This is a genomic window from Pantoea vagans, assembly GCF_004792415.1.
Classification (GTDB): domain Bacteria; phylum Pseudomonadota; class Gammaproteobacteria; order Enterobacterales; family Enterobacteriaceae; genus Pantoea; species Pantoea vagans.
This window is the reverse complement of record NZ_CP038853.1, coordinates 2,039,526-2,064,330: the sequence shown is the minus strand read 5'-3', so window position 1 is coordinate 2,064,330 and position 24,805 is coordinate 2,039,526. Positions and strand designations below refer to the sequence as shown.

Here is a 24,805-nt window from a genome sequence, read left to right as displayed (position 1 = left end):
ACCGCGGTCTGGCACTAACCCGGCTCAGGCGGCCGGGCTGGTACCCCCGTTATTGCGCGCTGGCACCAATCTCTTTATCCCAGCGGCCCAGCAGCGCTTTGCGTTTTGCCGAGTCGCCATAGGTTTTGAAGTCATAATCGATCAGTTTGATGTTCTCGAAGCGCGGCGCGTATTCAGAGATCGCCGCCTTGCGGTTGGAAGGCAGCTGGAACGATTTCGCCTCTTTCATATGCGACTGCGCCTCCGCACTGAGCGCCCAGTCATACCAGCTTTTAGCATTGGCCAGATTGCGCGCCCCTTTAATGATCGACATCGAACCAATCTCATAGCCGGTGCCTTCACAGGGCGCGACGGGCTTAATCGGGAAGCCATCCACCTCCATCGCCACGGCATCATGCATAAAGACAATGCCGACGGTGGTTTCACCGCGCGCGGCGGCCTTGACCGGTGCAGAGCCGGACTTGGTGTATTGCGAGATGTTGGCGTTGAGCTTCTTCAGGTAGTCAAAGGCCTTGTCTTCACCCATGATCTGCACCAGCGTCGCCAGGGTGTTATAGGCCGTGCCGGAGGAGTTGGGATTGGCGATCTGAATCTCGCCTTTAAAGCCCGGGTCGAGCAGGTCAGCCCAGCAGGCCGGGACCTTCAGCTTTTTCTCCGCCAGTAGTTTCGTGTTGTAGCCCCAGCCCAGCGCACCGGCATAGACGCCCACGGTGCGATAGCCGGAGATCTCCGCCACTTTTTGTGACCAGGGCTGCTGCTGATCGAGCAGGGGTGACTTGTAGGCCTGGGTTAAGCCCTCTTCGGCGGCCTGCATGTGCGGGTCACCGGTGCCCGCCCACCAGATATCGGTACGGGGATTGCGCGCTTCACTGCGGATACGGGCATAAGCTTCACCGGCAGAGAGCCGCACCATGCTGAGTTTGATGTCGGGATGACTCTGGCTGAACAGCGTGGTCATCTGTTCGCACACCACCACATCAGCAGAGCAGATCATATTAAGGCCCGCCGCCGGGGCAGCAAACGGCACCACAGGGCAGACGATGACAGCAGCGAGCAGAGAGGGATAACGCATGGTGTTCTCCTGGGCTGGATGACGCAGGTGCGCCAGCTTTTGCACATGTGTGCAAAGGTATGAGCAAAGTAGTACGGCGACCCGGCGACACTGTCAATTGAGTTGTTGTGCAATTGTCAGGCTCTGTCACAAATTTGAAACATCTGGCGTACAGGCATCCTTTGCACAGCCTTGCAAATTCAGGCAGACTCAGTGCAGGCAACACAGGGGCGAGGAAAAAAGATGCAGCAGCTTAAAGCGGTAGTGAGTGCGCAGGATGTGGCTGACCGGGCGGGCGTCTCCCGGTCAGCGGTCTCACGCACCTTTACAGAAGGGGCCAGCGTGTCGGAGTCCACCCGTCAGCGGGTGATGAAAGCGGCTGAAGAGCTGGGCTATCACGTCAATCATCTGGCTCGCGGCCTCGTACGCAACCGCAGCGGCATTGTCTGCTTAATCGCCTCCGAGGTGGACACGCCCTACCGTGCCAGTCTGGTGCGCTGGATGACCCAGTATCTGCAGGAAGCGGGAAAAGTGGCGATGCTGATCAACACCGACCGCTCGGATGCGCGGGTTTCCGACGCACTGCAGCAGGCGATTAATTTCCGTGCCGACGCCTCTATCATTCTCTCCGGCATGCCGGACAGCGGCATTACCCGGCTCTGCTATAAACATGGTCAGCATCTGGTGCTGATTAACCGCGACGAATCCCTGCCCGGTACGCTCAATATTAATCTCGACTCCCGCCCTGCCGCTGAAATGGCGGTTAACGCTTTTGTCCGGGCGGGCTGCCATCGCATCGCCTTTGTGAATTCGCTGGCGGGCACGCCGAGCCTGCTGAAGCGCGAAGCCGATTTTCTGGCGGCAGCGCAGAACGCAGGCGTTACGGTTCAGTTAGAACGCTTTGGCACCACCTCCTATGAAAGCGGCCAGATTCTGGCCCAGCGTCTGCTGACGCGTAACATTCGCCCGGATGCGGTTTACTGTGCTACCGACCTGCTCGCCTGCGGCTTTATGGATGAGGCGCGTCACCGCTTTGCGCTGCGCATTCCGGAGGATCTCTGCATCATGGGACATGACAACATTCCGCAGTCGGGCTGGTCCTCGTACAACCTCACCACCTTTGCGCAGCCGGTGGAGCAGTTTGCCCGCGATGCCATTGCCTGGCTGGTGGAGACGGAAGCGCAACCGGAAACATTAACACCCAAAAATGAACAGCAGCAGGAGCGCAGAATATATGCGGTCGATGTGGTCTGGCGCGGTTCGGTACGCGGTGGTTAACCGCCCTTTTTTATTTTCAGCCGGAACATTTCACGTACTGAAATAATCCCCAGCCGTTTTTACGCTTCGCTTTAATTATTCCCTGCCTCCTCTGAAAAATAATCGGACAGTGCAGCACACAATACCGATTTCCTGACTACGCTTTATCTGCATTATTAAGTTCTTCTGGTTTTACCTGCTCAATGAATCAGCAGTCAGATGTGACAAATATCACATTTGTGCCAGGCTTAATGTCTCAGATAACTCTGTTCAAGGAGCATACAATGGCTACACCAACTAACAAGACGCTCGATCTGGATCACTTTCCTAAGCCTCCGTTTGAGGACCAGCCACAACAGGCACCAGGCCTGGCCAGCAAGATGATCCCGGTTCCGGACCACGGTGAAACCAGCTACCGCGGTACTGGCCGACTGACCGGCCGCAAGGCGCTGATTACGGGCGGTGACTCCGGTATTGGCCGCGCAGTGGCTATCGCTTATGCCCGTGAAGGTGCAGACGTGGTGATTAACTATCTGCCCGAAGAACAGCCCGACGCTGATGAAGTCGTTAAATTAATCGAAGCGGAAGGCCGTAAAGTTTTCGCTATTCCCGGCGACATTCGTTCTGAAGAATTCTGTCAGCAGCTGGTGAAAGACGCTGCGGATAAATTAGGCGGTCTGGATATTCTGGTTAATAACGCCGGTCGTCAGCAATTTAATGAGTCCATTCGTACCCTGAGTACGGAAGATTTTGACGCGACGTTTAAAACTAACGTTTATGCGATGTTCTGGATCACCAAAGCAGCGCTGGAATATCTGCCACGCGGTGCATCGATTATTAATACCTCGTCAGTACAGGCGTTTAAACCCAGCGATATTCTGCTCGACTATGCGCAGACGAAAGCAGCCATCGTCGCCTTTACTAAATCCCTGGCGAAGCAGCTGGGTGGCGATGGTATCCGGGTTAACGCCGTAGCACCTGGCCCATACTGGACCGTGTTGCAGTCGAGCGGCGGACAGCCGATGGAAAAAGTGAAACAGTTTGGTGCAGATTCCCCGATGGGCCGTCCGGGCCAGCCGGTTGAGATCGCCCCGCTCTACGTCACTCTGGCCTCAACCGAGAGCAGTTACTCTTCCGGTCAGGTCTGGTGCTCGGATGGCGGCACCGGCACGCTGTAAATTGTCTCTGATGGCCGCATAACGCGGCCATTTTTTTGTCCCGCTTTTGCCCACAGAAGAATTCCCGTTACCGTGAAATAAGGAAGCAGACCATGGAAAACCCGATCTTTCATTCGCCGATCAGAGAAGATGGCTTTGCGGGTCTGGGTGATTATGCCGCCATAGGTGAAGGCCGTTCGGTGGCGCTGATCGCGCCGGATGGGGCGATTGACTGGTGGTGCGCGCCTAATCTCGACGCGAAACCGCTGTTTGATCGCCTGCTCGATGCCGGACTCGGTGGCTACTTTCAGATCGTGCCGCGCACGCCCTATCAGGTTTCGCGCCGCTACCGTGACAACAGCAATGTGCTGGAAACCCGTTTTGAGACGGACAGCGGCAGCGTGCTGCTGACTGAATCCATCAACAGCACGCTGGCGGGCCGTCTGCCATGGTGTGAACTGGCACGCCGCATTGAGGGCGTCAGCGGTGAGGTGGAATTAGCGATCACCCTGCGCTTCGGCACTGCCGCCGAAACCCGTTCGCCCTGGGTGGCTGATAATGAGAAAGGCAAGGTCTTTCACATCGCGGAGATCATGGCGATGTTCCGCACCAGCGATGATATTCAGATAACCGAGCTGGATGACGAGCAGGTCTGCGCCACGCTGCGCACGACGGCCGGTTCCCGATCGCTTTGCGCGTTGCTGGTAACCGAAAAAGAGCCGCTGGCGGTGCCGCCACTGGAGGCTATCGATCAGCGGATTGAAACCAGTCACACCGGCTGGACCAACTGGGTGGAGAGCCTGAGCTACGCGGGCAGCTATCCGGCACTGGTGAAGCGCTCTGCCCTGTCGCTGAAGTTTCTCTGGTACTCGCCGACCGGCGCGCTGGCGGCTGCCGCAACGACCTCTTTACCGGAAGGGATCGGCGGCGAGAAAAATTATGATTACCGCTACGCCTGGGTGCGCGACGCCTGCCTGATTATTAAAGCGTTCGTCTATATCGGGGCGCTGGAAGATTGTAAGGCGGCCTTTTCCTGGCTGTCACAGACCATAATACGTCACGGCGTCAGGCTGCGCGCCTGCTATGCCCTGAACGGTGATGAGGTGCCCGCCGAACGTTATCCGCCGCTGAGCGGCTATAAAAACTCTCAGCCGGTGCGGGTTGGCAACAACGCACGCGACCAGCTGCAGCTCAGCATGTATGGCGACTTGCTGGTCACCGCACAGCACTTTATTGAAGCGGGACACGTGCTGGATATCACCACCTCGCGCATGCTGGGCGAGCTGGCAAACTGCTGCGCCGATCACTGGCGGCAGAAAGATTGCGGCATCTGGGAACTGCCGGAGCTGCAACACTACACCCACTCCAAGATGGCCTGCTGGTTGGCGCTGGACCGGGCGGTCGCCCTGGCCGAAAGCCAGCATATCGAACCGACGTGGCTGGGGCGCTGGCAGCGGGAACGTGATCGCATCCGTGACTGGATTGAGTCGCACTGCTGGTCAGAACAGAAACAGGCTTATCTCTTCTACGCGGGCAGCGACGATCGTCTCGACGCATCGCTGGCGCTGGTTCACAGCTACGGCAATGCGGTCAATCCAGAGCGGATGCTCTCGACCTACCGCGCGATTCAGCAGGCGCTGGGCGACGGCAGCGCCATGCTCTATCGCTACAGCGGCGTCAGAGAGGAAGAGAGTACCTTTCTTGCCTGCGCCTTCTGGCTGGTGGAAGCCTGGGCAGAGATGGGCGAAACAGACCAGGCAGAACAGGCGATGCAGGAGATTCTGGCAACGCTGGACGGCCACGGTAACGTCGATATCTTCAATGAGATGTATGACGTCCGCAGTCAGAGCTGGCGCGGCAATATGCCGCAGGGACTAAGCCATCTGGCGCTGATTTGCGCGGCGCAGGCGTTATCAGAATCGCAGGCGACAGCGTGATGAGTGGTGTTACTGGGCGGTCGGGGAACCGGCGTCCCGGTGCAGCCCGAAGCGCGGGTCGAAGAAAAACGGTTCCACCACCACTTTACTGATGATGCCAGCCGCTGCCGGATGACGGGGATTGAACAGCGCGTTCCATTCACCCGTCAGCGTGCTCGGCACCTTCAGCACCAGGCCGTTGTCCGGGCTGGCGAGCCAGTCATCACCAATTTGTCGGGTAGAAGATGGCGCAGGATCGGCCTGCCAGTCAGCGGGTAATGCCCCCAGTGAAAGCTCGGTGATCAGTGATTCCGGTACGTTAATCGCCAGCATTGCGTAGTCGTGCGCCAGATCCTGAATGGTGAGGTGCACCAGCGCCTCCAGCACACAGAGCGCCCGGCTCGATCCCATGTAGACACAGACCGTTCCCACAGAATTCCAGCGCCCGCCATAGGTACGGGCACCGAACCCATCAAAGGCGGTCATCGCATACTCACGCTTCACCAGGCGAAAGAAAGGCACCGCCATCAGGTGATCACGCCATGCTCAAGCTGACCAATCAGGTTAATCACCGCTTCAGCACCGGCCACCGTGGTGGTCATCTCAGCCGGTTTTTTACCGCCCAGCGCTTTGGCGGGCGTTTCCAGCCACTGTACCAGCCGCTCTCTGTCGTCACGAAACAGTTTGCTGGCGGCAGAAAGGACGCGGATCAGCATATAGATCCGTCCGCTCTGATCGGGCGAGAAGGTCTGCTGCGGATCTTTGACTTTACGGTTATATGTGGTGCGATCGATGCCCGCCAGACGGCAGAGCCAGCCCTCGTCAAAAGTGGACAATGACGCGGTGCGTTTCAGTACGCCGCTGCTGAATCCTGTTGCAATACGCTGGTGTGCATCAGGCAGCGTTTCCGGCAGATTCAGGGCGTGAAGTAGCGAACGGTCAGGCTGATGCTGAGTGGGTGTGTAGATGGCGATGGACATAGCAGCCCTCCTGTTCATTTGATTTTTATTTTAGCGCAAATGAACAGAATGTGCCAGCCTGCTCCGGCCTGAGCAGGCGTAAGGTGTTTTATTCCGGAGTCCCCTGCTGGAGCGCCTGCAGAATCTGCCACGCCACCCTGATGCGAAGCGGATTGGGGTAATTTTTGTTGGCAAGTAAAACGATGCCGCTGTTCTGCTCTGAAATAAAGGCGATATAGGCACCAAAACCCCTGGTGGCACCGGTTTTATGCACCCAGCTGGCGCGCTGCGATGGCCCGACCGGATTAACCTGCGTGGCCGGACGCGGCTTTAGCGCAACAGCATTATCGTTGTCCCTGAGCAGCGTCTCAGCATCGACGGGCCAGTCGTAGATCTCCCAGCCCAGCCCCTGATAGAGACTGCCGACGTTGAAGTAGCGCGACTGCGCCGTACGGATGGCATTCCGCAGCACCGCATTGCCCGCCGATAAACGGTTTGGATCGATGTTCGCCTGCATAAAAGTGAGCATGTCCCGCGCGGTGGATTTAATGCCATACGCTTCCGCATCAAGCATGCCGGGCGAAACCCGCACCGGCTGGCCATTTTTGTAGCCCCACGCATAGTTGAGCATCATCGACGGCGGCACGGTAATGTACGTGCGCGTCAGGCGCAGCGGCTGGAACACATGTCGCTCCATCGCCTGCTCATAATCGCCCTTCACCATCAGCGAGCCAAACAGACCGATACTGGCGTTAGAGTACTGGCGCTGCAAACCGGGTGCTGCCGTTGGCTGCCAGTTTTGATAAAAGCGGAGCAGCGAAGCCTGATCGGTAACCTCATCAGGCAGCTGTAACGGCAGGCCACCTGCGGTATAGGTCGCCAGATGCAGCATGCGCACCGGACGCCACTGCTCACCGGTCAGCTGTGGCCAGCGCTTCTGCACCGGATCGCTAAGGCGTATTTCGCCGTTGCGGATCATGACCCCGGCCAGGGTGCCGGTAAAGGTTTTACTCACCGACCCCAGTTCAAACAGCGTGTTTTCTGTGACCCGCCGGCGTGACTCAGGATCGGCCACGCCGAGGTTCACAAACTGCGCCCGGCCCTTGTAAAGCACCGCCACCGACATGCCGGGGATCGTCTGCTGCTCCATCAGCGGTTCGATCGCGGCTTTAACCAGAGAAGTGACCTGCTGTGAGGAGAGATCGGCGGCAACACAGCTGGCAGAGAGAGAAAATAAAGCAAGGTAAAACAATGGCTTTTTCATTATTAACTATGCGTTCTTCACTGAATCGAATTATTTACACTGGCTGGAACAGGCCTGTACGCACATCTGCGCCTTTGAGCTACAGGCACCGCTATCCCGGGTGTTGCAGTGGGACTGCTCTACGTAGCAATTGGTCTGACAGGTGGAGAGATCGCAGCGATCAGCAACGGGGGTCAACTGCGCCAGCGGCGCGCGGGCCGGAAAAAGCGGTGCAGGCTGAGCGAAAGCGCTGCTGCCCAGTAATCCGGACAGCAGCAGAGTGAGGATAATTTTCATAACATTTCTCCTGAGGTACGCAGCACTAAGTATGGCCAGTCTGGCGCGTGCCGTCAGAGAAATCTCATCAAATTGAGACAACAGGAGGGTGTTGAGTGACATTCATCACGCCACGGCTATAGATATCGTTGAGCCGGGCGATATAACGCTGGGTGTCATGCTGCTCTTTGATGCGCAGAATGGCCGCTTCCCCTTTCTCCTGCAATATTTCAGGACGTTCAATGATGGCGAGCAGCGTCGATTTCAGCCCGTCCACCAGCGACCGGCGCAGCTGCGATTTTTGCTCCGCCGAGGTGATGCTGTATTCGCGATCGGCGTTCAGCGGACTCGCAATCACCCAGCCCGCATTGGCAGGATTGATCTCCGGCAGCGCACGCACGTTGCTGGTGATGACCGGACAGCCATTGGCCTGCATCTCCAGCACGGAGAAACCGTAAGTCTCCTGCCAGGTCGGTAACAGTCCGGCATCGCTCTGACGGAACAGCTGCATCAGCGCACTGTTTTCCATCTGTGAATGATGCGTAATGCAGCGATAGCGCTTGATGCGGTTCTCAATGTCGCGACAGAAAGCATCATCATCCTGGAACTGACGATGAGCAACGTTGCGACGTTTGGTGAGATCGCCAATCAGCTGCAGGTCCAGCTGCGACTCATCCAGCCGGTGCTCTTCAATCAGCTCACTGATTGCCAGCACCACTTCCGCCCCGCCTTTACGGTAGAACTCATTGCCGGCAAAAATCAGCTTCAGGACACCTGGCTGACGCGGCGTTTTTTGCTGAACGAACAGCTTTTGCGGCGGATGCAGCACCAGGGTTTTACGGCGGATTTGCTGCGCAACATCCGGTTTGAACAGTTTCATCTGGATGTTCAGCGTGGCGTCTGAGATGGCAATCAGCCCCAGACAGTTATCTTTTAACAGATAAGGAACAAGCCGTTTCAGCTCGGGATTGTCCTGCTTGGCGACACCCGCCACCGGCAGCACGCGCGGCAGTTCAGTTTCAAACGAGGCAACCCACTTCTGCTGAGTAATCGCAACTTCGTTGAACAGGTGAAGGATGTCAGCCCGCGATGCCCCGGAAAAAGGCACAGGCTGAAAGACAAAGGTTTTATTCTTTTTAAGTAATCGGGTGCGTAACGGATTAATAAAATAGAACAGATTGCTCTTTTTCAGATTTATATATTCGTTTTCCGGATTAACTAAGATATTACGTTGCTCCGGATACTGGTTATTCGTAATTCCAATTTTCATGATCGTCTTCCAGAGTCCTTTATGTCCAGAGTGATCTATATCACGCGATCGCGGCTGATACGTTTGAGCAATATCCTAAAAGCCTTTTCTGCTGCGGCTTGCACAGTTTTACTAATGATTTCGACCGGTGATAAAACGGTCACAGTTGCGTCTGATTATGAATCTGCGTTTTTTATTAACAGGTGTGTTTAATTGTGTCACCCTAACTCATTGTTGAATAAAATGAGAATCTTTCGGGCAATATTCACGCCAGTTGTTATGTCTATGTTTAATTATTTGTCAGCAATGCTATCAAAGCGAAGCGACTTAATAGTTCATAACTTTTAAAGTAATTAACCGCGCGGGATAACGGGAGGCCGGTTCTTACTGGCTGATAAGTATTCCGGAAACCTGGCAGCAATAATAAAGCAAATGATGAAACAAAAGATGCAGCCCGCTCACATTTGCACTCTTATTGCGCCCTGATTTGCGACATTTAAGTGCATCGCGTCAGAAAGGCTATGCTCGCCTCACTCCACTGAAATACTCATAATTAACTGTTTTTATTGAATTTTATAATTACATCACGCTTAGCCATGTTGCTGGTACAAAAGTTGCAGGAGTCTCTTTATGCAGAAAGGAGAGCATTATGAAAGCAATCGTAATTGGTGGCGGTATTGGTGGAATGAGCAGCGCGATTGCGCTGGAGAAAGCCGGAATCGACGTTGAGGTCTTTGAAGCCGTTCAGGAAATGAAGCCCGTCGGCGCGGCCATTTCCATCTGGCCCAACGGCGTTAAATGCCTGAATGCGCTGGGAATGAAAACCGCGCTGCGTGAGCTGGGCGGCAATATGGCCTATATGGCCTATCACGATGGCGCAACAGGTACACCTCTGACCCGCTTCAGCATGGCACCGCTGGTGCAGCAGGTGGGCGAATATCCCTGTCCTGTGGCGCGGGCAGAACTGCAGGCGATGCTGATTGACACCTTCGGACGTGAACGGGTGCAGTTTGGCAAGCGCGTGATCCAGGTCGAACAGACTGAAAATGGCGTTATCGCAACCTTCTCTGACAACAGTCAGGCGCACGGCGATTTTCTGATTGCCGCCGATGGCACTCATTCCGTCGTCCGCGACTATGTGCTGGAAGAGAAGCTGGAACGACGTTATGCCGGTTACGTTAACTGGAACGGTCTGGTTACCATTGATGAGCGCATTGCGCCCGCCGATCAGTGGACCACGTTTGTCGGTGACGGCAAGCGAGTTTCACTGATGCCGGTCAGCGGCAATCGGTTCTACTTCTTCTTTGATGTGCCGCTGCCGAAGGGACTGCCGCAGGATCGCAGCACCGTGAAAGCGGACTTAACTGGCTACTTCCAGGGCTGGGCGGAGCCGGTGCAGCAACTGATTGCGGCAATTCATCCCGACACCACCAATCGGGTTGAGATCCACGACATCGAACCGTTCAGCCGCTTTGTCAAAGGGCGCGTAGCGCTGCTTGGCGATGCCGCCCACAGCACCACGCCTGATATTGGTCAGGGTGGCTGTGCGGCGATGGAAGATGCCGTGGTGCTGGCCACGACGCTGGCTTCGCATTCGCTGGGCATCGAAGATGCCCTGCTGCGCTATCAGGCACGACGGGTTGAGCGGGTAAAAGATCTGGTGCTGAAAGCGCGTAAACGCTGTGATGTGACCCATGCGCGCGACCCGGCGGTTACGGCGGAATGGTATCAGTCATTGAAAAACGAAACCGGTGAGCGGGTGCTGGCCGGAATGTGCGAAACCATTGAAGGCGGCCCGCTGGGCTAATCCAGAAAAACAGGGGCTGTCACCGCGACAGCCCTTTTATTATTAATCCGCCAGACCGCGATTCTTCAGCATCGGCTCCAGCTGAGGCGCTGCGCCCCGCCAGCTTTCATACAGCGCTTTGAGATCGCTGCTGTTGCCGCGCGACAGAATCTTCTGCCGGAAGATGTCACCGTTCTCACGCGTCAGTCCGCCATGCTCCGCAAACCACTGATAGCCATCGTCGGCGAGCATCTGCGTCCAGATATAGGCGTAATACCCTGCGGCATAGCCTCCACCCCAGATGTGCTGAAAATAGCTGGACCGATAGCGCGGCGGCACCGCCGTCAGCGCCATATTGTCGCTCTGCAACGCCTGCTGCTCAAACCCTTCCACGCTTTGCGGCGCGGCATCACGGTTAAGGCTGTGCCAGTGCAGGTCCAGCAGCGCGGCAGACAGCAGCTCGCTCATCTCATAGCCTTTGTTGAACGTCGCGGCCCGGACGATCTTGTCATGCAGCTCAGCAGGCATTAACGCCTGAGTCTGATAGTGGCGGGCGTAATTGAGGAACACCGCGGGCTCGCTGGCCCAGTGCTCATTGATCTGCGAAGGAAACTCAACGAAATCGCGCGGGGTTTCCGTGCCCGACAGGCTTGGGTAGCGCTGGCTGGCAAACAGGCCGTGCAGCGTGTGGCCGAACTCATGAAACATCGTGATGACGTCGTCCCAGCTCAGCAGCGCCGATTCCCCGGCGGGCGGTTTGGTGTAGTTACAGACGTTGTAGATCACCGGTTTGCTGTCGAGCAGCGTTGACTGGTTGACGAAGTTACTCATCCAGGCACCGCCGCCTTTACTGTCGCGTTTGAAGAAGTCGGTATAGAACAGCGCCAGCGGCGTGTCGTCGGCATCGAAAATCTCATACACTTGCACGTCAGGATGATAAACCGGCAGATCCTGTCGCGCGGTAAAACGGATGCCATAGAGCTGCGTCGCCGCCCAGAAGACCCCATTCTGCAGCACCGAATTCAGCTCAAAGTAAGGCTTAATCTGGCTCTCATCGAGATCGTAGCGGGCACGCCGTACCTGTTCGGCATAAAAACGCCAGTCCCATGCCTGCAGAGTAAAATCGCCCTGCTGCTGATCGATGGTCTGCTGAATGGCCGCCGCTTCACGTTCCGCACGGGCGCGCGCGGCGGGCACGATGTTGCGCATAAAGGCCAGCGCCGCATCGGGGGTTTTCGCCATCTGATCCTGCAGCTTCCACTCGGCATAGCTGGTAAAACCCAGCAGCCGGGCCTGCTCCGCCCTGACCTGCGCCAGCCGTAATACCAGCTCACGGGTATCGTTCTCATCGCCTTTTTCCGTGCGCGTCACGCCCGCTTTATACAGCGCTTCCCGGGTTGCGCGATCGGCCAGGCTCTGCAGCGCCGGTTGTTGCGTGGTATTCTGCAACACCAGCAGCCAGCTTTTTTCCAGTCCGCGCGCCTGCGCTTCCGCCTGGGCCACCGCCAGGTCGGCCGGTGACAGTCCCGCCAGCTGCTGCAGATCATTAACGACCAGTCCGCCCGCTTTGGTGGCGGCCAGCAGTTTATTGGTGAAACGGGTACTGAGGCGCGCCGCTTCCTGATTCAGGGCTTTAAGCTGTTGCTTCTGCGCCTCCGGGAGATTGGCGCCCGCCAGCTGGAAACGCTGCCAGATCACCTCAACCAGCCGTTTTGATTCGGCATCCAGTTTGGCGCGCTGCAGATAAACCGCATCGAGCCGTGAAAACAGCGGACGGTTCAGCATGATGTCGTCGTTGAGCGCAGTAAGCTGCGGCGCAATCTCCTCATCTACCTGCTGCAGATAAGGGCTGGTATGGGCCGAAGTCATGGCGCTGAAGACCAGATTCACCCGATTGAGGAGCTGTCCGCTCTTCTCCAGCGCCTCAAAGGTGTTGAGAAAGGTGGGCGCTTCGCTGTTCAGGGCGATCGCCTCAACGTCCTGACGCTTCTCCTCAATGCCCGCCTGCAGCGCGGGCAGGAAATCCTGCTCCTCAATCTGGTCAAAGGGAGGCGCCTGGTAAGGCAGTGTGCTGACGCTAAAGAAGGGATTCTGACGGGCGTTCATGGTTCGCTCCTGATGGGCATCGCAAAGTCTTATCCTGACAGGTTGCCGCGAAAGCGCAACTCAGGCGATTTGCTGCTGATACACGCTGATGATCTCACCGGCAATGGCCACCGCAATCTCGGCGGGCAGCTTGCCTTTAACGTCCGGCAGGCCAATCGGACAGCGCAGGCGCGCCAGCGGCTCGCTGGCCACACCTTTGCCCGCCAGCCGGTAGCGGAAACGCTGATTTTTCGTCGCGGAACCGATGACGCCGGCATAGCGAAAGTCGCCGCGTTTCAGCACCGCTTCGCACAGTTCAAAGTCGAGCGGATGATGATGGGTCATAATGATGAAGTAACTGCCCGCAGGTGCCTGGGCCACACAGTCGAGCGGGTCGTCCGGCTGCAGTGTGACCACGCCAGCCGGAACGTGGCTGAACTGATCCGGACGACTGTCGATCCATTTTATGTGACAGGGTAACGTCGCCAGCAGATTCACCAGCGCCTGTCCGACATGGCCCGCGCCAAACAGATAGATTTCCGGCTGCGCCTGTAGTAGCGGCTCAAACAGCAGCGTGGTTTTGCCGCCACAGCACTGTCCGAGCCGCGCGCCGAGACTGTAATCCTCGGTGTGTGGCGCAGTTGCTCCACTTTGCAGCATTGATCTGGCCTGAGCAATGCACGCAAACTCCAGATGACCGCCACCGATCGTGAGAAAGCTCTCCTGCTGCGTGACAACCATTTTGCTGCCGCTATCACGTGGCACCGAACCCTGCTCGCTGAGCACGGTAATTAATACGCAGCTCTGGCGTTTTTCACGCAGCTGATGCAGCACGCCGATCCAGTCATGATAGATCATCAATGGCTCCCGTCAGGCGCTGTACGCCCCAGAAGATCCGCTCCGGCGTAGCAGGCGCATCCAGCCCCGGGTGCTGACGGTAATCGTTAACGCTGGCGACCGCATCCTGCAGTGCGCACCAGGCGGCTATCCCTAACATAAACGGCGGTTCGCCCACGGCCTTGGAGTGGAACACCGTGTCTTTGGGATTTTTGCGGTTTTCCACCAGCGTCACCCGCAGATCAGCCGGGACATCGCTGATGGCAGGAATTTTGTAGCTCGCCGGACCATCGGTCAGCAGCTGTCCTTTATCACTCCACACCAGCTCTTCGCAGGTGAGCCAGCCGACGCCCTGGACAAAGCCCCCTTCAACCTGGCCGATATCGATAGCCGGGTTCAGCGAGGCGCCGACGTCATGCAGGATATCGGCACGTAGCAGGCGGGATTCGCCGGTTAAGGTATCGATCACCACCTCGCAGCAGGCTGCCCCGAAGGCGTAGTAATAGAACGGGGTACCGCGCCCGGCCAGCCTGTCATAATGAATGCCCGGCACGCGATAGTAGCCGGTGGCGGAGAGCGGCACCTGATTGAGCCAGGCCAGCTTCGCTACCTCGGCAAAGGTGTAATGCTTTTCACCAGCGCGCACCACGCCGTTGCGGAAGCTCACCGCTGACGCATCGCACTGATGCAGCTTACAGAGCATGGCGGTCATGCGGTCGCGCAGGATTTCCGCGGCATTCTGCGCCGCTTTACCGTTGAGATCAGCGCCGCTGGAGGCCGCCGTCGGCGAGGTGTTGGGCACTTTGCCGGTGTCGGTGGGGGTGATCTGGATTTTATCGGTCTCAATCTGGAGCACTTCGGCGACAATCTGAATCACCTTGGTGTTGAGGCCCTGGCCCATTTCGGTGCCGCCGTGGTTAAGCTGCACCGTGCCATCGGTGTAGATCAGGATCAGCGCGCCCGCCTGATTGAGGAAGCTGGAGGTAAAGGAGATGCCGAATTTCACCGGCGTCAGCGCCAGACCGCGTTTCAGCAGCGGACTGCGGGCGTTAAACGCTGTGATTTCCGCGCGGCGCGTCTGATAGTCGCTGCTCAGCTCCAGCTGTTCAGTGATCTCATCCAGCAGATTGTCCTCTACCTGCTGGTGGTAATGGGTGATGTTGCGATCCTGCTTGCCGTAATAGTTGCGCTTGCGCAGCGCCAGCGGATCCAGTCCACGGTCTCGGGCGATATGATCCATGATCTGTTCAATCGCCACCATGCCCTGCGGCCCGCCAAAACCGCGATAGGCGGTGTTCGAGGCCGTGTTGGTGCGGCAGCGGTAGCCGGTTACCCGCGCATCGCCGAGGTAATAAGCGTTATCGGCGTGGAACATGGCACGATCGACAATGGATCCACTCAGATCCAGCGAATAGCCGCAGTTACCGGCCAGATCGATTTTGATGCCGCACAGACGCCCGTCCTCTTCCACGCCTGCGTCGTAGCGCACAAAGAATGGATGCCGTTTGCCGGTCACGCGCATATCGTCGCGGCGTGAAAGTCGCATCTTCGCCGCCCGCCCGGTCTGGCGCGCCACGATAGAGCAGAGGCAGGCAACACCCGCTGCCTGCGTCTCTTTGCCGCCAAAGCCGCCGCCCATCCGGCGCATATCGATGGTCACCAGATTCAGGCTGATGCCCATCACTTCCGCCACCAGCTTCTGCACTTCGGTGGGGTTCTGAGTCGAGGAGAAAACCTGCAACTGCTGATCTTCTCCAGGAATGACCATCGCCGTCTGGGTTTCCAGATAGAAATGCTCCTGCCCGCCGATATGAAACGATCCGCTGACCCGATGCGGCGCACGCGCCAGTGCCGCGTCCACGTCACCGCGCTGATGGATGTGCGGTTCCTGCACAAAGCTGCCCTGCGCCAGCGCCTGCTCCACATCCAGCAGCGGTTCCAGCACCTCATACTCAATCACCGCCGCGGCTGCGCCAAGACGTGCAGCGTCCGGCGATTCCGCCGCCACGGCGATCACGATCTGCCCCAGATACTCCACCTTGTCATGGGCCAGCAGCGGATCGCCCGGCTCCAGCGGGCCAACATCATTAATGCCCGGCACATCCTGCCAGGTTAAGACGCTGACAACGCCAGGCACGGCATAACAGGGCTGCACATCTATGCGCAGGATGCGCGCATGCGCATGTTCACTCAGGCGCGGACAGAGGTGCAGCAGACCCGGCAGTTCAGGCTTGTCGTCGATAAAACGCGCCTCGCCGGAGACATGTTTTTCCGCGCTCTCATGACGGTGACTGTGACCCACGCCGCTCTGTAAATCCGCGGCATACTGCGCCTTAATCACCTCTTCGTTGAGTTCAGGACGGTTATGAGACATAGCGGGAGACCTCAAGACAGGTTATTTCGCCGTTATGGCGATGCCAGTAGCGGCGAAGCATGTTGCGTGCCACCTGAAGGCGGTAGTCACTGCTGGCGCGGAAATCAGAAAGCGGCTGGAAATCTTCAGCCAGCGCAGCGGCTGCCCGTGACACCGTCACGGCATTCAGCGGCTGACCGGCCAGCGCCGCTTCACAGTGCCGGGCGCGTTGCGGTGTGGCTGCCATGCCGCCAAAGGCGATACGGGCGGAACTGACAATGCCCTGTTCCATTTGCAGGTTAAAGGCAGCGAACACGGCAGAGATATCATCATCCAGCCGCTTTGAAACTTTCCATGCGACAAAATCAGGTGACACTGTCACTTTATCGATACGAATGGCGCGGATAAACTCCCCTTTTTCCAGCTGCGTCTGGCGATAGCCGGTAAAGAACTGGTCAAGCGGCAGGCTGCGCTGCTGCTCACCGCGCTGCAGCAGCAAGCTGGAATTGAGGGCCAGCAGCACCGGCGAAGCATCGCCTATAGGAGAAGCGTTACCGATGTTGCCGCCGAGTGTCCCCTGTAAACGGATTTGCAGTGAAGCAAAGCGCTGCAGCATTTCACTGACGCCGGGAATGCGGCTGTCAAGAAACTCGCTGACCTGCTGCAGCGAGGCGCCTGCACCCAGCAGGTAGTGGTCATCAAATTCGCTGCAGACTTTGAGCGCAGCAACCTGCTCCAGTGCAATCAGCAGCGGTATTTTTTTATGCTGCTGGGTGATCTGCAGGCTGAGATCGGTGCCACCCGCAATCAGCTTCGCGTCGGGATGCGCCTGATAGATTGCCGCCAGCTGAGACGGGGTTTTGGGCAGAAAACAGCGATGACCCTTATCGCCTATTTCCTGCATTTCCGGGGTGGCCAGCGCCTCGAGCCGCTGTACGGTGCTGGCAGCACTGTGATCGAACTGATCATTGACCGGCTGCGAGCAGAGCTGTTCAGCGGCAGCCATGATTGGCCGGTAGCCGGTGCAGCGGCAGAGATTGCCCGCCAGTGCGGTTTCCGCCTGATGCCGATCCCAGCCCGCTGCCTTTTTTTGCAGGCTGAACAGCGACATCACAAAGCCTGGCGTACAGAACCCGCATTGTGAACCGTGGCAGTCAACCATCGCCTGCTGCGCCGGATGCAGTGCGCGACCGTGACGCAGATCCTCAACCGTGATCAGCTGCTTGCCCTGTAAGGCGGAGACCAGCGTCAGGCAGCTGTTGACCGTTTCATACTGCATCTCTCCCTCAACAGCTTTGCCCAGCGTGACGCTGCAGGCACCGCAGTCGCCGGAGGCACAGCCCTCTTTGGTGCCAGGCCGATGCTGACGGGTGCGCAGATAGTTAAGCACGGTAAGATTCGGGTCGAGCGCGTCTTCGCTGACCAGCTGATTGTTTAACAGAAACTGGATCATGCGGCTTGCTCCTGTGCATCGCGCTGCCAGACCGGACGACCGCCGACCCAGGTCTGGGCAATGTTGCGGTCGTCGCCCAGCGTCATTAATACGAACAGCTTTTCCCAGATATCTTTGCTGTTGCCGATGCGGAGTTGCTGCAGCGCAGAGACCGCCGGATCGAGCACCACAAAGTCCGCCTCTTTGCCAACGCTGAAATTACCGATTTCATGGTCGAGATCCAGCGCACGCGCCCCGCCCAGCGTGGCGTGATAAAAGGCTTCGGCGGCGCTGAGCCGGTAGTGCTGTAGCTGGCCGACTTTGTAGGCTTCGCCCAGGGTCTGCAGCATGTTAAAGGTGGTGCCTGCGCCGACATCGGTGCCGATCCCCACTTTCACGCCCTGCTGCCAGCTGCGTTTGATGTTAAACAGGCCGCTGCCGAGGAACAGGTTTGAGGTGGGACAGAAGGCAATGGAGGAATCGGTATCGTGCAGACACTGCCACTCCTGCTCTTCCAGATGCAGGCAGTGCGCAAAGACGCTGCGGCGACCGGTCAGCTGGTGATGATGATAAACATCCAGATAACCCTCGCGCTCCGGGAACAGTTCTTTCACCCAGGCAACCTCCTGCGGGTTTTCGCTGAGATGGGTGTGCAGCCAGGTATCCGGGAACGCCTGACGCAGCTGCTGCACTTTTTCCAGCAGCTGCGGGGATGAGGTCGGCGCAAAGCGCGGCGTCAGCGCATAATTCAGCCGTCCACGTTTGTGCCAGCGCTCAATCAGCGCCCGCGTCTGCTGGTAGCTCTGTTCCGGGGTTTCGATGAGATTGTCGGGCGCATTGCGATCCATCATTACTTTGCCGGCAATCAGCCGCATGTTCAGGGCTTCGGCGGCGCTGAACAGCGCGTCGACGGATTGCGGATGCACGGTGCCAAACACCAGCGCGCTGGTAGTGCCGTTGGAGAGCAGCTGATGCAGGAAAAAAGCGGACATTTTTGCCGCGTGATCCGGGCAGTGATACTGCGCTTCTACCGGGAACGTGTAGTGATTCAGCCACTCCAGCAGCTGTTCGCCAAAGGCACCAATCATCTCCGTCTGCGGATAGTGAATATGGGTATCGACAAAACCCGGCACAATCAGTTTGCCGCGCAGATCGGTCACGGGATGACCTGCCAGCTTCGCCTCGCTGTTCTCCCAGCTATCCAGCCCAATTACGTGTCCGTCACGCAGCAGCAGCACCCCATCCTCCAGATAGCGAGCCTTTCCGGTCAAATCGTCGGGATGATCCACCACGCCAGTGAAGTCAAAGAAGCTGGCGCGTATCGCCGTATCGGTTGCTGATAGCATGGTATGTCCTTTCTGAAAGCGCGATTGATTATCTGCAGAGGAATCTCTGATAAAAACCCTGCAACCTGCGTGCCAGATCTGGAATGCAATAAAAACCTTAAATATCAGTAAATTAACTACAAAAATAGCGCGTTGCGCAACAAAAGTGCCTTCTGATAGCGTAGCAACCGTTTGCGGAGCTGATGCAAACGGTTGCGATGCGATATCACGCAGACAGGTTAACCTGAGTATGGCCTGCCACCCGACAATCTGCCCTTTTACGGTGCAGACTGCCCTGAAAAGGCGCAGCGGGATATCCGTTTAAATCCGTTTACAGGTCAGTCTGCTTTTCCACGCGCAGAAGCAGAAACGAAATGCTATGGTGAAGCCATCGACTCTGAAAATGGCATAAGGAACAGTGAGATGATTATTTTTGTCACCGGCGCGACCGCCGGTTTTGGTGAAAGCATCACCCGCCGCTTTATTGAGAACGGTCATAAAGTGATCGCCACCGGACGCCGCGCGGAACGTCTGAAAGCGCTGAAGGATGAGCTGGGCGACAGCCTCTATACCGTGCAGCTGGATGTGCGTAACCGTGCCGCTATTGAAGAGGCGGTGGCACAGTTACCGGCCGAATGGCGCAATATTGACGTGCTGGTTAACAACGCCGGTCTGGCGCTGGGCATTGAGCCTGCGCACAAGGCTAACGTCGAAGACTGGGAAAATATGATCGACACCAACACCAAGGGGCTGGTCTATATGACCCGCGCCCTGCTGCCACAGATGGTGGAGCGGGATGTGGGTCATATCATCAACATCGGTTCCATTGCCGGCAGCTGGCCTTATGCCGGTGGCAACGTTTATGGAGCGACCAAAGCCTTTGTGCGTCAGTTCAGCCTGAACCTGCGTACCGATTTGCACGGCACCGCGCTGCGTGTGACCGACATTGAGCCGGGTCTGGTTGGCGGCACTGAGTTTTCCAACGTGCGCTTCAAAGGCGATGATGACAAAGCCGGTCAGGTCTATGAGGGCGCTACCGCCCTGACGCCGGAAGATGTGACTGAAGCAGTCTGGTGGGTCGCCACACTGCCTAAGCATGTCAATATCAATAGCCTGGAAATGATGCCGGTCAGCCAGACGCTGGCGGGCCTGAAAGTGCATAAGCCGTAAGCCTCTGCCGCGCCAGCCATCACGGCTGGCGCTAGCCGCGTCCCCAGCCCATGACGATGATCAGCATGCCGCTGAAGGCAATCAATGCACCGCTCCAGTCCCACGCACTTAACTTCACACCATCCACTACGCGCAACCAGAGCAGTGCGGTCAGCACATAGACACCGCCATAAGCGGCATAGACCCGTCCACTGGCGGCAGGATGCAGGGTCAGCAGCCAGACAAACAGCGCCAGACTCGCCGCAGCGGGCAGTAACAGCCACGCCGATCCCCCTTTTTTCAGCCATAGCCACGGCAGAAAGCAGCCGGTGATCTCCGCCAGCGCGGTAATAAAAAACAGCAAGGCGGTCTTAATCAGCACCCTTACCTCTCCTGAACGTAAACAAACGACTCACCGCTGGTGAGCAAAGAAACGGCGATGATATACTATGAGTACTCGCTGCAACAGCCGTCCCGGATGGCGATGTTTGCGTTAACTAAAGGAAATTGTGATGAAAAAAATGATCCCTGCCGTGCTGATGGTGCTGCTCTCCACAGCGGCGTTGGCTGCCACTGCGAATACTAATCGTCTGATCATTGAAGATGGCAGTTCTGCGCTGAGCAATGAAGCAGCGCGTCAGGACAAAGAGCAATGGAATGACACGCGTATGCTGCGCAACAAAGTGAACACCCGCGTCGAAAAAGAGTTTGATAAAACCGATCGCGCCTTTGATACCCGCGACAAGTGCGAGCAGAGCCTCAATCTCAACGCGTACTGGGAACCTAACACCCTGCGTTGTCTGGATCGCCGTTCAGGTCGCCCGGTAGCGCCGTAAATTTGAGCTATAGTAATGACGGACGACTAACATAAGGAAGACGTGATGAAGCTACAGAGGGTTTTGTTAAGCGCGGCGTTATTTGCTCTGCCGCTGATGGCGCAGGCATCCTGCGAATCGGTAAAAGCCGATATCAGCCAGAAGATTATTCAGAACGGCGTACCTGAATCGGGTTTTAGTCTCGATATCGTTGCCAACGATCAGGTTGATCAGGCGGGCGGTCAGGTCGTCGGACATTGTGAAAACGACACACAAAAGATTGTTTACAAGCGTACAGGCCGTGACGATGAAGCCAGCGTCCCAGCCAGTGCCGGCAGTTCTCAGGACGCGCCAGCACAATAGTAAGCACCAAACCAGGGCGACATCCTGTCGCCCTGCCCGTTATTCCGCCTGTTCCGGCCGCTGACGCGGCATCATCCATGCCACTCCCACCGCAAACAGAGCAATCACCAGGGCTACCACGAACACCCAGTGCAGGGATGCGGCTATCGCTGCGACCATCTGCTGCAGGTTTTCCGGCTGCAACTGCTGGCGGCTGGGCTCGGACATAATCTGCTGCACCGGATCCTGCACCTGCGGCAGACGCCACTGCAGATTAAGATTCAGCACCGCCCCCATAATCGCCGTCCCCACCGCCGAACCCATCATCCGGCTGAACATGATAGAGGCGGTACAGATGCCGCGGATCTGATAGTCCGCCTGGTTCTGCACAGAGACCAGGAAGGTGGTGCTGGTCATCCCCATGCCGGTGCCAATCAGAAACGCCGTGAAGCCCGCCTGATAGAGGGAGCTGGCGGGCTGCAGGAACAGCAACAGGGCACTGCCGGCGACCAGCAGTAGCGCGCCGAGCTGGGCAGTAAAGCGGTAGGAGGTGTGAAGCATCAATCTGCCACTCAGCGTGCTGGCCAGCGGCCAGCCAATCGACATCATTGCCAGCACACTGCCCGCCTGTAACGGTGAGCCGCCGCTGATACCCTGAATCCAGGTGGGCAGAAACGCGCTGATGCCCATCATCGCCGCCCCGATAATCAGGTTACCCGCATTGCCTGCCACAATGAGCCGGCTGCGCCAGATCACCAGCGGAAACAGCGGTGCCGCAGCACGCTGCTCGTGACGCTTGAGCTGCCAGCCCGCGAACAGAGAGAAAAGCAGGAACGGCACCAGCCAGAGGCCCAGCTGTTCCGCCTGCAGCAGTGCAATCAACAGGGCCGTCACACAGAGCATCAGCCAGCTGCTGCCCGCCAGGTTCAGCGGCTGCGATGACTCCTCTTTCTGATGCGCCGGTAACCAGCGTGCCAGCATCAGCATGCTGATCAGGCCAATCGGCAGATTGACCCAGAAAATCACCGACCAGCTAAAATGCTGCACCAGCCAGGCGCCGGTCAGCGGCCCCACTATCGCCGCCACACCCCAGACACTGGAGAGCCAGCCCTGCACACTGGCGCGTTCACGCGGCGAGTAAATGTCGGCCACGATGGTGGAGCTGAGCGGCATGATGGCCCCCGCGCCAAGGCCCTGAAAGGCCCGGAAAAGGATCAGCCAGGTCATGGTATGGGCGAAGCCACACAGCACCGATCCCACCAGGAAAATCGAGGTGCCGACAAAAAACATCGTTTTGCGCCCCACCATATCCGCCAGCCGCCCATAGAGCGGCACGCTGACCGCCTGCGTCAGCAGATAGATGGAGAAGACCCAGCCAAACTGCGAAAAACCGCCAAGGTCAGCAATGATGGTCGGCATCGCGGTGGCCACAATCGTGACTTCAATGGCCGCCATAAACATCGCCAGCATGCAGGCGATTAAGATCCAGTGGCGATGTCCGGTCTGGAGTTGTGCGCTGTCAGTCATAGGGTTCCTTTTTTAATCTGCAAGGCTAGCTGAAAAACAGCCAGTACAGTTTCCCACGCGTGCGCATTTTCTGCGCCATCTGTGACGGTGTCACCTAAAGTCGATGAATTTTTTTTATTGTCGCATTAGCCCAGCGGCTACGCGGCTTTAACACGCTTTTAACCTGTTTCTATCTGCCTGATTTCGGGCTTAAAAGCTGGCTTGTACAAAAAAGGCCTGCTATAGCATTACACCATCTTATTCGGTATTCACTGAAAAAGAGTGGATAAACAGTCATTTTATCTACATTTTATCGCAGTTTCGGTATTGGGCGCGGCGGCAGTTTTTGCCGTACCTGTCGGGCTGTTTATGGTTGTTATAACAATTGAGATCGTTATCAGGGAGATTCTCCTATGCAAAATGCTTCACTGGCCCGACGCGCCGGTCTGGCACTGCTTGCAGTGGTCGCGGTGATCGCGGTGCTGATCTGGGGCTTAGGCTGGGATCAGCTGGTCGCACGTAAAGTCGATCTGCTTTATCTCGGGCAACAACACCTTTTCTTAGTTTTCTGGTCAATGCTGTTCGCCCTGCTGGTCGGTATTCCCAGCGGCATCCTGCTTAGTCGCCCGTTTGCGCGTCGCTGGGCCGAGTATGTGATGCAGATTTTCAATGTCGGTAACACCCTGCCACCGCTCGCGGTGCTGGCACTGGCGATGGTTATTATCGGAATTGGCGACCGTCCGGCGCTGATTGCGCTGTTTCTGGCGTCGCTGCTGCCCATCGTCCGCAACACCTTCTCGGGTCTGAGCGCGGTTACTCCGTCGCTGATTGAGGCCGCCAACGGCATCGGCATGACCAAATGGCAACGTCTGCGCCAGGTTGAGCTGCCCAACGCGATGCCGGTGATCCTCTCTGGCGTGCGTATCGCCACCGCCATCAACGTTGGCACCGCGCCACTGGCCTTCCTGATTGGTGCCAGCAGTTTTGGCGAGCTGATCTTCCCGGGTATCTATCTGAATGACTTCCCGACCCTGATTCTGGGTGCCGTTGCGACTGCGCTGGTGGCACTGGTTCTGGATATGATGCTGGCCGCGCTGGGCCGCTTTCTGAGTCCGCACGCTGCGGCCTGACCACAAGGAGCTTTGTAATGCTAACGAAGTGGATTAAGAAAAGCGCTGTCGCGCTGACCGCGACGCTGTTGCTAAGCCAGACGGCACAGGCGGCTGCCCCACTGGTAATGGCAACCAAGAGTTTTACCGAGCAGCATATCCTGTCAGCCATGACGGTACTCTGGTTGCAAAAGAAAGGTTTTGAGGTAGTCCCTAAACGCAATATCGCCACCACCATTGGCCGTAACGCGCTGCTGAATAAGCAGATTGATATGGTCTGGGAGTATACCGGTACGTCACTGATTATCTTCAACCACATCAGCCAGCCGATGTCTTCACAGCAGGCGTATGAGACGGTAAAACAGCTGGACGGCAAACTGGGGCTGGTCTGGCTGAACCCGGCGCCGATGAATAACACTTACGCCTTTGCCATGACTCAGGAGCGGGCCAAAAAAGAGGGCATCAATACGATGTCACAGCTGGTCGCGAAAGTTGAACAGGTTCGGCAGTCTGACCCGGACCACAACTGGCGGCTGGGACTGGATCTGGAATTCGCAGGTCGTTCAGACGGCCTGAAACCGCTGCAGAAGACTTACAACCTGGCGCTGGATCGCCCGCAGATCCGTCAGATGGATCCGGGTCTGGTTTATAACGCTATTCGTGACGAATTCGTGGATGCCGGTCTGATCTACACCACCGATGGCCGGGTTAAGGGCTTTAATCTGAAAGTGCTGGAGGATGATAAACACTTCTTCCCAAGCTACAACGTGACGCCGGTCGTGCGTCAGGATGTGCTGGCGAGCCATCCAGGACTGGATAGTGCCCTTAATCAGCTCTCTGCACAGATCACCAATGAGGCGATTACCGAGCTGAACAAGCGGGTCGATATCGACCATGAGTCACCGGAAAAAGTGGCACGTGATTTCCTTCAATCCAAAAACATGCTGTAAGGAGGCAC

General features: G+C 57.3%; 22 protein-coding genes. 9 read left to right on the top strand and 13 right to left on the bottom strand.

From position 1 onward, the window contains the following. Window positions 1–49: 49 nt before the first annotated feature. Window positions 50–1,072, bottom strand: coding sequence for an ABC transporter substrate-binding protein (locus tag EGO56_RS09590; RefSeq protein ID WP_135908754.1), 1,023 nt, complete (start codon window positions 1,070–1,072; stop codon window positions 50–52). Window positions 1,073–1,294: 222 nt separating this feature from the next. On the opposite strand from EGO56_RS09590, the gene EGO56_RS09585 reads away from it, so the two are divergent. The 3 genes from EGO56_RS09585 (at window position 1,295) to EGO56_RS09575 (ending at window position 5,402) form a co-directional block, all read left to right on the top strand. Further along, window positions 1,295–2,329, top strand: a complete 1,035-nt coding sequence (locus EGO56_RS09585; RefSeq protein ID WP_135908752.1) for a LacI family DNA-binding transcriptional regulator — start codon at window positions 1,295–1,297, stop codon at window positions 2,327–2,329. 263 nt (window positions 2,330–2,592) lie between these two features. Then, window positions 2,593–3,486: an SDR family oxidoreductase gene (locus tag EGO56_RS09580; protein WP_135908750.1), complete on the top strand. Its 894-nt coding sequence runs from the start codon at window positions 2,593–2,595 to the stop codon at window positions 3,484–3,486. Between the two features lie 92 nt (window positions 3,487–3,578). Then, window positions 3,579–5,402: a glycoside hydrolase family 15 protein gene (locus EGO56_RS09575; RefSeq protein ID WP_135908748.1), complete on the top strand. Its 1,824-nt coding sequence runs from the start codon at window positions 3,579–3,581 to the stop codon at window positions 5,400–5,402. 9 nt (window positions 5,403–5,411) lie between these two features. Here EGO56_RS09575 and EGO56_RS09570 read toward each other — a convergent pair whose 3' ends face one another. The 5 genes from EGO56_RS09570 to EGO56_RS09550 all read right to left on the bottom strand — a co-directional run bounded on the left by EGO56_RS09570 (window position 5,412) and on the right by EGO56_RS09550 (window position 9,129). Further along, window positions 5,412–5,909, bottom strand: a complete 498-nt coding sequence (locus EGO56_RS09570; RefSeq protein WP_135908746.1) for an RES family NAD+ phosphorylase — start codon at window positions 5,907–5,909, stop codon at window positions 5,412–5,414. Next, window positions 5,909–6,361, bottom strand: a complete 453-nt coding sequence (gene parS / locus EGO56_RS09565; protein WP_135908744.1) for a type II RES/Xre toxin-antitoxin system antitoxin — start codon at window positions 6,359–6,361, stop codon at window positions 5,909–5,911. The genes EGO56_RS09570 and parS overlap by 1 nt, the downstream gene beginning before the upstream one ends. 88 nt (window positions 6,362–6,449) lie before the next feature. Next, on the bottom strand, window positions 6,450–7,604 hold the full coding sequence (gene ampC / locus EGO56_RS09560) for a class C beta-lactamase (RefSeq protein ID WP_135908742.1): 1,155 nt from the start codon (window positions 7,602–7,604) through the stop codon (window positions 6,450–6,452). A gap of 30 nt (window positions 7,605–7,634) precedes the next feature. Next, window positions 7,635–7,880, bottom strand: a complete 246-nt coding sequence (locus EGO56_RS09555) for a hypothetical protein (protein WP_033783134.1) — start codon at window positions 7,878–7,880, stop codon at window positions 7,635–7,637. A 67-nt stretch (window positions 7,881–7,947) separates the two neighbouring features. After that, a complete protein-coding gene (locus EGO56_RS09550; protein WP_135908740.1) occupies window positions 7,948–9,129 on the bottom strand; it encodes a glycosyltransferase family 4 protein in 1,182 nt (393 codons plus the stop codon). Window positions 9,130–9,757: 628 nt separating this feature from the next. On the opposite strand from EGO56_RS09550, the gene hpxO reads away from it, so the two are divergent. Next, window positions 9,758–10,915: an FAD-dependent urate hydroxylase HpxO gene (hpxO, locus tag EGO56_RS09545; RefSeq protein ID WP_135908738.1), complete on the top strand. Its 1,158-nt coding sequence runs from the start codon at window positions 9,758–9,760 to the stop codon at window positions 10,913–10,915. Window positions 10,916–10,957: 42 nt separating this feature from the next. Here hpxO and dcp read toward each other — a convergent pair whose 3' ends face one another. From dcp to guaD, 5 genes are read right to left on the bottom strand one after another with little or no spacing between them, the layout of a single operon-like run. Next, entirely contained in the window at window positions 10,958–13,000 is a 2,043-nt protein-coding gene (dcp, locus tag EGO56_RS09540; RefSeq protein WP_135908736.1) for a peptidyl-dipeptidase Dcp, read from the bottom strand. A 60-nt stretch (window positions 13,001–13,060) separates the two neighbouring features. Continuing rightward, a complete protein-coding gene (gene xdhC, locus EGO56_RS09535) occupies window positions 13,061–13,837 on the bottom strand; it encodes a xanthine dehydrogenase accessory protein XdhC (RefSeq protein ID WP_135908734.1) in 777 nt (258 codons plus the stop codon). Continuing rightward, window positions 13,824–16,190 carry a xanthine dehydrogenase molybdopterin binding subunit gene (xdhB, locus tag EGO56_RS09530; RefSeq protein ID WP_135908732.1) on the bottom strand — a complete coding sequence of 789 codons (2,367 nt, stop codon included), beginning with the start codon at window positions 16,188–16,190 and terminating at the stop codon, window positions 13,824–13,826. The genes xdhC and xdhB overlap by 14 nt, the downstream gene beginning before the upstream one ends. Further along, on the bottom strand, window positions 16,180–17,622 hold the full coding sequence (xdhA, locus tag EGO56_RS09525; protein ID WP_135908731.1) for a xanthine dehydrogenase small subunit: 1,443 nt from the start codon (window positions 17,620–17,622) through the stop codon (window positions 16,180–16,182). Before xdhA ends, xdhB begins: the two co-directional genes overlap by 11 nt. Next, window positions 17,619–18,947 (bottom strand): guanine deaminase, encoded by a 1,329-nt coding sequence (gene guaD / locus EGO56_RS09520; protein ID WP_135908729.1) that lies wholly within the window; start codon window positions 18,945–18,947, stop codon window positions 17,619–17,621. Before guaD ends, xdhA begins: the two co-directional genes overlap by 4 nt. Window positions 18,948–19,349: 402 nt before the next feature. Here guaD and ydfG point away from each other — a divergent pair, with 402 nt between their 5' ends. Next, window positions 19,350–20,096 carry a bifunctional NADP-dependent 3-hydroxy acid dehydrogenase/3-hydroxypropionate dehydrogenase YdfG gene (gene ydfG, locus EGO56_RS09515; RefSeq protein WP_033733008.1) on the top strand — a complete coding sequence of 249 codons (747 nt, stop codon included), beginning with the start codon at window positions 19,350–19,352 and terminating at the stop codon, window positions 20,094–20,096. A gap of 31 nt (window positions 20,097–20,127) precedes the next feature. On the opposite strand, the gene EGO56_RS09510 is transcribed toward ydfG, so the two are convergent. Then, window positions 20,128–20,454: a YnfA family protein gene (locus EGO56_RS09510; RefSeq protein WP_061063722.1), complete on the bottom strand. Its 327-nt coding sequence runs from the start codon at window positions 20,452–20,454 to the stop codon at window positions 20,128–20,130. A gap of 133 nt (window positions 20,455–20,587) precedes the next feature. Here EGO56_RS09510 and EGO56_RS09505 point away from each other — a divergent pair, with 133 nt between their 5' ends. Continuing rightward, window positions 20,588–20,911: a DUF1283 family protein gene (locus EGO56_RS09505; RefSeq protein WP_135908727.1), complete on the top strand. Its 324-nt coding sequence runs from the start codon at window positions 20,588–20,590 to the stop codon at window positions 20,909–20,911. Between the two features lie 45 nt (window positions 20,912–20,956). Then, window positions 20,957–21,253: a DUF1161 domain-containing protein gene (locus tag EGO56_RS09500; RefSeq protein ID WP_013357905.1), complete on the top strand. Its 297-nt coding sequence runs from the start codon at window positions 20,957–20,959 to the stop codon at window positions 21,251–21,253. Window positions 21,254–21,292: 39 nt separating this feature from the next. Here the strand turns inward: EGO56_RS09500 and EGO56_RS09495 are convergent, their stop codons facing one another. After that, entirely contained in the window at window positions 21,293–22,759 is a 1,467-nt protein-coding gene (locus EGO56_RS09495) for an MDR family MFS transporter (protein WP_135908725.1), read from the bottom strand. 392 nt (window positions 22,760–23,151) lie between these two features. On the opposite strand from EGO56_RS09495, the gene EGO56_RS09490 reads away from it, so the two are divergent. After that, window positions 23,152–23,868, top strand: a complete 717-nt coding sequence (locus tag EGO56_RS09490; RefSeq protein WP_135908723.1) for an ABC transporter permease — start codon at window positions 23,152–23,154, stop codon at window positions 23,866–23,868. A gap of 17 nt (window positions 23,869–23,885) precedes the next feature. Next, window positions 23,886–24,797, top strand: a complete 912-nt coding sequence (locus tag EGO56_RS09485) for a glycine betaine ABC transporter substrate-binding protein (protein WP_013357909.1) — start codon at window positions 23,886–23,888, stop codon at window positions 24,795–24,797. Window positions 24,798–24,805 lie beyond the last annotated feature (8 nt).